The sequence below is a fragment of the Marinobacter sp. UBA5687 genome (genome assembly GCF_002420325.1).
GTDB lineage: Bacteria > Pseudomonadota > Gammaproteobacteria > Pseudomonadales > Oleiphilaceae > Marinobacter > Marinobacter nauticus.
In genome coordinates this window covers 1-8,832 of the sequence record NZ_DIHV01000060.1, presented here as the reverse complement: position 1 = coordinate 8,832, position 8,832 = coordinate 1, and the positions used below count along the sequence as shown (strand labels likewise).

Here is an 8,832-nt window from a genome sequence, read left to right as displayed (position 1 = left end):
CGGAAAAGCTGCTGGAACAGGTGCCCTTCTATCCGCAGGAGAAGTACCAGTGCGGTCCCGCCTCCCTGGCCATGATGCTGAACGCACAGGGGCTGGCGACCAATCCGGACATTCTGAAAGAGCTGGTCTACCTGCCGGGCAAGGAAGGCTCCCTGCAAGTGGAAATGGTTGCCGGCGCACGGGCCCACGACATGCTGGTGTACCGTTTGGAACCGGAACCAGAGGCCATTCTGGCCGAGGTTGAGGCCGGAAATCCGGTCCTGGTTATGCAGAATCTTCGTCTGAGCTGGTGGCCGCAATGGCATTTTGCGGTGGTGGTGGGCTACGACAGCACGGAACAGGTCTTCATCCTGAACACGGATACACGGCGCCACTATGAAATGCCATACAAGGTGTTTTACAACACCTGGAGCAAGGCTGAGCGATGGGCTGCAGTCATTCTGCCCCCCGATCAAACACCCGCAAGTGCTGAAATGCTGCCCTACCTCCAGGCGGCCCACGATCTTGAGACAACAGGCCACACCCTGGCGGCCCAGCGAGCCTACCAAACTGCCATCACGAGATGGCCCGAGCAGCCCACACCGTTAATGGCAAACGCCAACCTGCAGTACCAGCTAGGTCATTTTCAGAATGCCGTGGGCAGTTTCCTGAGGGTGGTCGAGAAGTTCCCCGGGTTCTCCGAAGGCTGGAACAACCTCGCCATCGCACTCAACGATGCAGGCTGTCCGGCTAGAGCCAGACAGGCCTCCGAGTGTGCAGCCGGGCTGGCACCGAAACGGTTTAAACCGCTACAGGATGAGGCCCGATCACACGCGGCAGATGCCGCCGCCTGCCCCCAGATTCCCGCCTGCCCCTCAAACGCCCACTAACAGGCGGTCACAGGGATTTTCGCAGGAGCACAACGTCTTTCACGGGAATCTCCAGATCCCAGCCATAATGCTGGGCCAGCCAGCGGAATGTCTGCTCACGGTAGAACACCACATGGGTGGGATCGCGCCGATAGTGCCAGTTATCGAAACGGGCATCGTCGGTCTGGAAGCAAGTCATGATACCCAGGCAGCCTCCGGGCCGGAGCAGGCTGTCCAGCATGCGAAACACTTCGGCTGGATGATGCAGATGCTCCACAACCTCGGTACAGGTAATAACATCGTATTGCCGATCCAACGCGGCGGCGTCCGGGTAAAAGAACGGATCGTACAGGGTCATGTGCAATCCCGCTTCCGCCAGCATGCTGGCCAATGCCGGACCGGGGCCACAGCCGAAGTCCAACCCCTGTGCTCCGGGGGAAACCTGCCCCAGCAGGGGCTGGGCCAGCTTTGAAAGAAAGCGCCGGTAGCCGGGATCGTCCGCATTGTTGTTGTGCAATTCATAGACGGCTCGCTCCCGGGAGCCGGAAAGCCGACACTCGGAGGCCATCACCGTGGCTTCGCACTGGCCACAACGAAAATATCGTTGCTGCCCCACTTCGCGAAAGGGCGCCAGTTCAGCGTCTTCACACACCGGGCAGAGCGCCTTCTGTTGCGCGGAAGATTGCGGTGTTTCGATCATGAACGTTTCAACCTGACAAAAGTTTCATTGTCATATCCGGCCATGCGGCGAGTTTGTGACCGGATACGTAAAAGCACCCATCGTGCGCTGCCTATACTGGCACCGAACAGAGAGGAGTCGGCTTGTACCTCTTGAATGATAACAACAGTTCAATTCAAGACTAAATGCCCGGGAACTGCCCCGGCTCAGAGACCGGAACATGGAAACGTCATCTGAACTTGCACTGGAAGTGCCGATCGTCTCGGCTCGCTATGCCCGCCGTTTTGTCCGTTTTATGGAACATCGCGGTGTAAAGCGGCATACCATTCTTGCCAATACCGGCATCACCGACGAAATGCTGAATAACCCGGACGCCAGCTTGTCGATGCATCAGGTCATGGATTTGCTGCGACAGGCGGATTGGCTGATGACCGACGAACGCGCGGCATTCGAATTTGGCCAACAACTGGACCTGCCCAGTCACGGCCTTCTCGGGTTCGCCATGTTGGGTCAGGAAAATCCACGACGCCTGGTGAGCATGATCGTCCAATACCTGCGCGTAGGCCTGCCATTGATGGACATGGAACTGGAATCGACCGGCTCCACATTCCGCATCCGGCTGATCGATACCTGGGGCGTGGAGGACTTGAGACCCTGCCTGACCAAAATCTATATGGGCAGCATTCACCGTATCTCCTGCCAGGTTTGCAGCAACTTCAACTTCCAGTTTGATTTTCCGTCGTCTGCCTCGCTGGATGACTGGCAACTCCTGGCCCCTGGATGCGAGTTCGAATTCGAGGCACCGGTTGCTCAGGTAACCATGCCGTTGAAAGGCTCACCAGCCCCCAAAAGTGAGGCTAACCTGGAGTTTCTGGTAGCCCGTACCCGATGCCATCGAAAACCCGGCAATCTGGAAGCCGACGAGACCGCGATGCAGGTTCGCGAACTGATCATGAGCCAGCCCGGCCGCCCCTGCACCACCGAAAACATTGCGCGGCGCCTGGATATCAGCCCGCGCACCCTGCGCCAGCATCTTGCTAGCGCCGGCACATCGTTCAGGGAATTACGGAACGAAATTCGCGAAAGCTTCGCCACCCTTTATCTGAAAGACACCAACGTACCGTTGGAGTCGATCTCCGAGAAGCTGGGGTTCAGTGACCAGGCCGGTTTTACCAAAGCCTATCGATCCTGGACGGGCACAACCCCTGGCGACGTTCGGCGGCAAGCCCGCTCAAAAAAGTGAACACAGCTCACTTTTCGTTTTGACACCGTTCACGGTTTAGACAATCCCTTCCCCTCTCTCCGCTTTGAACAAAAACGGTGCCGCGACAAGCAATGACCCGCGGCACCCTCTCCCCGTCTAATAACGCTGCACTCATACGTGAACACGTATGGCAAAGGGATCTTTGCAAGTCCGATTGAGCAGTCCTTATCGGTGTTGTCTGCAACCCACTACAACAAATAACGACGTACAGAGGACGAACTCATGAAACTCAGGAACCTCAATACGAGTGTCCGCAAGCTCGGCCCCGCGATTGCCGCGGCGGCTTTGATGGCGGGAGGCGCAGGTAATGCCTCCGCCGAGCAAGTATCCACCGAGCTGGCATTTGAGTGCCCGTTTCCACTCATCGGTGATCAACCGATCCGTGCCACCATCAGTGCTGATATTCCTTCGGCAGCATCAGTGGGAGAAACGATACCGGCCTTCACCGTAGACGCGATCACCGTTGTCAACGACGATGCCCGCACCGGCCTGAAACTGGTTCAATCAGCCACTCTTGAAGGGGTTGCCACCAGCTTCAACAGCGTTACCACACCGGGCAGAACGGTAGAGCAGATCGTCACTCTTGATATACCACCGACACCGGTTCCGGAAACCTCCGGCGAATTCAATGTCCCGGCTACCGGCACTTCACCGGAATTCCTGGTTACCGCAGATGATGTCGGCGAACTGGAAATCAGGGTAGGCGCTCTACGGCTGGACCTGATCGCGCGCACCGCCAACGGCGACATCGCACCCGCACCAATCGGCGAAATCACAACCGACTGTGTTCAGCTGCCGGATCAGAACAACCTGCTTCAGACAGTGACTGTAGGCGGAGACGTTGTTGAAACACCACGCATCAGTATTACCCCTGAAGACATCAGCTTTGGATCAGTACAGGCTGGCCTCAGTGCGCAGCAGAGTGTGACCATTACCAACACCGGCAACACCGGCCTTGGCCTCAGCAACATCTTCATTGATGGAACCGACGCCGATGTATTCACTGTCACCAATCAGTGCGGCTCCAGCCTGGCGCCCGAAGCTTCATGCGCTGTCGACGTAACCTTTGCTCCAAGCACCGAAGGTACTCGCAACGCTACTCTGACCATCGAATCTACCGATCCGGAGAACGAGTCTGTAAGCGTTCCGCTCTCTGGCAAGGGAACTCTGGCACCCACTCCGGAAATTTCGGTAACGCCGGAATCCGTTGATCTGGGTCGCGTTCTGTCAGGCACCAGCGCAACTGCACAGGTTACCGTAGACAACAACGGCAACGCTGCTCTGCAGATTGACAGCATCACCCTGACTGGCGCCAATGCGGCGGACTTCATTCAGACCAATGACTGTACAACGGTCGCCGCAGGTGAAAGCTGCACCATTGATCTGAACTACACCGCCGGGGCACCGGGTGTAAGCAACGCAACGCTTGTCGTTCGCTCCAACGACCCGGAAACTGCGGAAACCTCTGTCAGCGTCACAGCCGAGTCTTACGAGGAACCGACCGGAGGTTCCGAACTTGAGCTGCTGCTCGGTCTGCAGGGCTCTACTCTGATCAATGCAACCGGAGGCACCCTGCCGCTGAACGGTTCCATTGCCACACTGCTGGACATTGCCTCAGGCACCTTTGAAGCCGATCTGGAAGTACTGCCTACCTCTGGCAACTTCTCCATCAAACTGCTTTTCAGCAAGATCAATGCGGCAGCCAACGTGGAGTTTGAGCAGGCAGAGGTTACCACCGGCACACTTGTGAATGGCAAGTTGACCGCAAATTCCAAGCTGTATGTGAAAGTACCCAAGGTTGCCATCAAGCTTGGCTGGCTGCCAGTTCGCATCGGTGGCGGTTCCGAGTGCCAAACCCGTGAACCGATCAACATCGAACTCAAATCCGTTGAAGGCTCTAACTTCTCCCCGGCAACGGGCGGCGAGGTCAGCGGCGTCTACGAACTGGGCGCTCTGGAGAACTGCGGGCTGCTCACCAGCTTGCTCAACCAGTTCATGACTGGCCCGGGCAACACCATCAACCTTGAGCTCACTCCGCAATTCTGAGGAATTCCGGCATCGCCGGAAGCAGGTTCACGGCTGGCACTAGCTGGCCGTGAACCTTACACGCAGTAAAAACAAAATCAAAAAAGGAACAATGCAATGAAAAGCCTGAAAAGAAATCTGCTAGCACTGGCTATCATCGGCGCGCCGTTTGCCGCGCAGGCAGAGCTTAAACCCATCGACGATGCTCAGATGGGCAGCATCACCGGCCAGGCCGGTGTCACCATCGAGCTCGAAACCAAAGTAAACATTGGTGAATTCAGATATACCGATGAGGGCTCTCTCGCCATCAAGGACATCAGCATCGGCGGTGCTGGCGCCGGCTATGAGGATGAGATGTTCAAAGACATCGAGATCGGCAGAAGCCTGGCCTTCAAGGACTACACCGACCTGATCGATAATATCAAGATCGAGATCGACGTTGCCGCGGATGGCGACGCCATCATCAACGTACTGCCAATCACCGCAGCTCCTATCGATTTTGGCGTGACAACCGGTGAATGGAGCCTGCAGGGCAACACAGACTCCACCCTGCTGGCAAGCAACTTTTCAATGAGAGGTATCTTCAACAAGGTCGGCATCACGGTGGATACCGCGACCGACAAGCTGACCCTGGACACAAAGGTCGGTATTTCCGATCTGGATATCGATGTCGACTTCCTCGCGATCGGTATTCGTGACCTGCAGCTCACCAAGAATACCTATCTCGAAAAGGTTGCTGACAAAGCAACTGGCGGCAATGGCCCGACCATTCTGGATGCCGCCGCGGATATCGTAGTGGAGGTCTACAAAGACCAACGCTTCGGCAGCTCGGACGATTCCCTGGCGATTGATCTGCAGCAGTTTGACGCAGACATGAAGATTGGCCAGGTTCTGGTGGGCGGAACCAGCATCGGCTCCCTGACACTGGACAACCTCTCAGTGCAGAACACCCGCATGAGAATCTACGGTCACCAGTAATGCACCGAGGGCCCGTTCCGGGCCCTCACTCTGCCAACCCGGCGGCGCGTTTCATTTCCAGATCCAGATCGCTCTCCGCCAAGGGCTCTGAACTGATCAATTCAATCCGCGATTGTTCTCCCGGCTCACAGGGCTGAACGGTCAACGCACCTTCCACCTGATTGATCACTCGCCAGCCATCCAGGGTATGCACAACGGCCTTGAACCGCACCAGACGTTCGTCCATCGCCGTTGCCAGTAGAGACGCCTCCGAGAATTGAATTTCCGGGTGGATGCGCCAGCCCAGGCTGTAATGCCCCTGACCACGGTTGGTCATCCGCTGCCAGGGCTGGTCGTCCAGAGACGGTGCCGGGGGGCGAAGATCAAGCGCAGCCCGCTGTTGATGAGCATCCGGGCTGGATACCGGCTGACGCTCCATCTCACCGTCCAGCCACTCGGGCGCCAAATGTCCCTGGCTTGTCGTGTAAACGGCACGCTTCGTCAGGGGCAGTGTGGCAACCCAGTCTTCAAACGCCGAGAGTTGCTGTGCCGTGCAAAGATCCGATTTGTTGGCGACCAGAATATCGGCAGCTTCGATCTGATCCCGGAACTGCACATTCTCAAGCACTTTCGGGTTCTCGAGTTTGCGTGGATCCACCAGAGTAATCACCGGCCCCAACGCCAGGACATCCTGATAATGCTCTCCAGTCAGGGTATCGAGAATCTGGGACGGATGGCCCAGGCCCGTGGGCTCAATCAGCAAACGATCCGGCTTGGCTCTGGCAATCAGCTGGTTCAGGCCGATCTGCATGGGCAGCCCCGCGACACAGCACATGCAGCCCCCCGGCACCTCGCGCACCACCGCTCCCTCGGTTTCCAGGATGGCACCGTCAATGCCCACCTCGCCGAACTCGTTCACCAGTACCGCCCAGGTTTCCCCTTCCGGTTTCTGGCGCAGAAGGTCCAGAATGGCAGTGGTTTTGCCAACGCCAAGGAACCCGAGTATCAGGTTGGTGGGAATCGGGCGGGTAATGTTGGACATAATTCGGGCCTCAAAAACGTTATACTATAACAACATTGACCAGGCCGGGCTACGTCCCGACTATGGAGGAGTTAATGCCAAGACTGTTCTTCGGGCTGGAAATTCCTGAGTCGATCAAGACCAGCCTCTTAAAGGTAAAAACTGACATTAAAGGTGCCCGCTGGCAAAGCAAAACCCAGCTTCACCTAACCCTGGCGTTTCTGGGAGAGGTGGAGGCCGAACAGGTAATCCAGGCTCGGGATAACGCCAGAAAGGTGACCCATACGCCTTTTAAGCTGGAAGCCGCCGGGTTGGGTTGCTTCGGCAAGGAGGAGAGCCCGAAAATCCTATGGGCGGGAGTCTCCCCCGAGGCAGAACTGAGGGGACTGCAACGCACCCTTGCCCAAAGGCTCATCAACGACGGCTTCACTCTCCAGAATCCCTCATTCAAACCTCACATCACACTGAGCCGCTTTCGGGCTGGCGCAGGCTCGGTGGCCGGGCTGATCGAGCACTACCAGAGGACCCGGTTTGGCAGTTGGCCGGTTCAGGGCTTTGCACTGTTTGAAAGCAGTCCAGGCCAAAGCGGCTCGGTCTATACCGTACTGGAACGCTATCCGTTAACCACCTGAAGCCTCAGGATTGCTCAAGTCGGTTTGCCTCGTAGTCCTCAATCAAGGCTCTGGCGAGAACCCAGTCTTCGTCAGCGACATGCACGTTGGTAAAGCCGGCTGCGCCGATCTCGCCCAGCGCGCCCTGCAGATAATGTCCGCCTACGTGCGCCTCTATGTGATTGGCACGCAGCAGGCCAGCAATGATGTGAGCCTCGGTAATATCCCGGGCCCGATAGGCTATTTGCAAAACGGAGCACTCCTATATGCTTAACGCTGTTTCGACTATAGTCGTCCACATGCCCTGTGTCTCGCGCCCCAAGGATTGTCCATGCTCTGGTTTCTGCTCGCTGTCGTTACTCTTGTTGTCCTGATCACACTGCTGATCTTCCGGGTAAAGGATCTTTCCGAGTACGACGGCCAGGACTGGGTTATCAAGGAAGTTGCTCCAAACCCGGCTCATGATGAGGTCATAGAACGCATCAAGGACATGGGGCGCGCCTCCCGTGGCCTGAAAGGCAAAGCCCGGCTGATCGCCCTCCGCAATCACCTGGATAGCCTGGGTGAAGGCGTGGATATCGAATCGGACATCCGTCATCAGGATCATCCGCGTGGAGAATGGATATTGGCGCCCGGGGCCGATTCCCGCCGACGTGTGCTCTATATTCACGGCGGTGCCTGGGCTGCTGGCAGCCCTCGAAGTCACCGGGCGATTACCGACCGTTTTTCCCGGATTGCCAATGCTGCCGTTTTTGCGGTTGACTACCGGCTTATGCCCGAACACCGGTTCATGGATGGCATTCGGGACTGCCGCCAGGCCTATGCATGGTTGCTGAATCATGGCCCGGACGGCAAAGCGCCCGTCGACTTCATGGTGGTTGCCGGAGACTCGGCGGGCGGCAGCCATACCCTGTCACTGCTGGCGTGGATTCGCGACAATGGCCTGCGGCAGGCTGATGCCGCCGTTGCCCTGTCACCCTCCACGGATCTTACGCTTACGGCGCCGAGCAATCGCGAAAATATTCGCACGGACCCACTCCTGGGCCCGGTGTTTGGTGGTTTGTCCAAAATCCCGCTGCCCGTGTTGTGGTGGGGAACACTTGCCGCGTTCAGAATCTCTCCCACCAACCCTGTTGCATCACCTCTGCGGGGTGAGCTTAACAAGCTGCCACCCGTGCTTATCCACGCAAGCACCACGGAAATGCTGCTGGACAACGCCACGCGTTACGCTGCCAAAGCAAAAGCCCAGGGTTCACCGGTGGAGCTTCACACCTGGCAGAACATGGTTCATGTATGGCACATCTTCACGCCACTTCTTCCTGAGGCAGACGAGGCGTTTGAAGACATCGCGGTGTTTCTTCAGAAAGTGGAACAGCAATAGCAGCTGGTGCCGGCGCTACTCAGCCGGCTTTCGCCTGACGTACAGC

At 57.3% G+C, this 8,832-nt stretch carries 9 protein-coding genes; 6 read left to right on the top strand and 3 right to left on the bottom strand.

The annotated features are described in order from the left end of the window. On the top strand, positions 1 to 869 hold an 869-nt coding region (locus B3Y70_RS06390; protein WP_288589429.1), incomplete at its 5' end, for a PA2778 family cysteine peptidase. Between the two features lie 7 nt (positions 870 to 876). Here B3Y70_RS06390 and B3Y70_RS06385 read toward each other — a convergent pair. Beyond that, positions 877 to 1,548, bottom strand: coding sequence for a class I SAM-dependent methyltransferase (locus B3Y70_RS06385; RefSeq protein ID WP_222197944.1), 672 nt, complete (start codon positions 1,546 to 1,548; stop codon positions 877 to 879). A gap of 199 nt (positions 1,549 to 1,747) precedes the next feature. On the opposite strand from B3Y70_RS06385, the gene B3Y70_RS06380 reads away from it, so the two are divergent. The 3 genes from B3Y70_RS06380 (at position 1,748) to B3Y70_RS06370 (ending at position 5,794) form a co-directional block, all read left to right on the top strand. Then, positions 1,748 to 2,770 (top strand): helix-turn-helix transcriptional regulator, encoded by a 1,023-nt coding sequence (locus B3Y70_RS06380; protein WP_023010841.1) that lies wholly within the window; start codon positions 1,748 to 1,750, stop codon positions 2,768 to 2,770. 243 nt (positions 2,771 to 3,013) lie between these two features. Next, positions 3,014 to 4,837: a choice-of-anchor D domain-containing protein gene (locus B3Y70_RS06375; protein WP_199451860.1), complete on the top strand. Its 1,824-nt coding sequence runs from the start codon at positions 3,014 to 3,016 to the stop codon at positions 4,835 to 4,837. A 96-nt stretch (positions 4,838 to 4,933) separates the two neighbouring features. Further along, a complete protein-coding gene (locus B3Y70_RS06370) occupies positions 4,934 to 5,794 on the top strand; it encodes a DUF6160 family protein (protein ID WP_011785631.1) in 861 nt (286 codons plus the stop codon). Positions 5,795 to 5,819: 25 nt separating this feature from the next. Here the strand turns inward: B3Y70_RS06370 and B3Y70_RS06365 are convergent, their stop codons facing one another. Next, on the bottom strand, positions 5,820 to 6,815 hold the full coding sequence (locus B3Y70_RS06365) for a CobW family GTP-binding protein (RefSeq protein WP_288589428.1): 996 nt from the start codon (positions 6,813 to 6,815) through the stop codon (positions 5,820 to 5,822). A 74-nt stretch (positions 6,816 to 6,889) separates the two neighbouring features. Between B3Y70_RS06365 and thpR the strand changes: the two genes are divergently transcribed. Beyond that, positions 6,890 to 7,426: an RNA 2',3'-cyclic phosphodiesterase gene (thpR, locus tag B3Y70_RS06360; RefSeq protein WP_011785633.1), complete on the top strand. Its 537-nt coding sequence runs from the start codon at positions 6,890 to 6,892 to the stop codon at positions 7,424 to 7,426. Between the two features lie 4 nt (positions 7,427 to 7,430). On the opposite strand, the gene B3Y70_RS06355 is transcribed toward thpR, so the two are convergent. Then, the gene (locus B3Y70_RS06355) at positions 7,431 to 7,655 is read right to left on the bottom strand and encodes a DUF2007 domain-containing protein (protein ID WP_011785634.1); all 225 of its coding nucleotides are present in this window, start codon (positions 7,653 to 7,655) and stop codon (positions 7,431 to 7,433) included. 81 nt (positions 7,656 to 7,736) lie between these two features. Here B3Y70_RS06355 and B3Y70_RS06350 point away from each other — a divergent pair, with 81 nt between their 5' ends. Further along, positions 7,737 to 8,786, top strand: coding sequence for an alpha/beta hydrolase (locus tag B3Y70_RS06350; protein WP_286894207.1), 1,050 nt, complete (start codon positions 7,737 to 7,739; stop codon positions 8,784 to 8,786). The last annotated feature ends 46 nt before the right edge of the window (positions 8,787 to 8,832 follow it).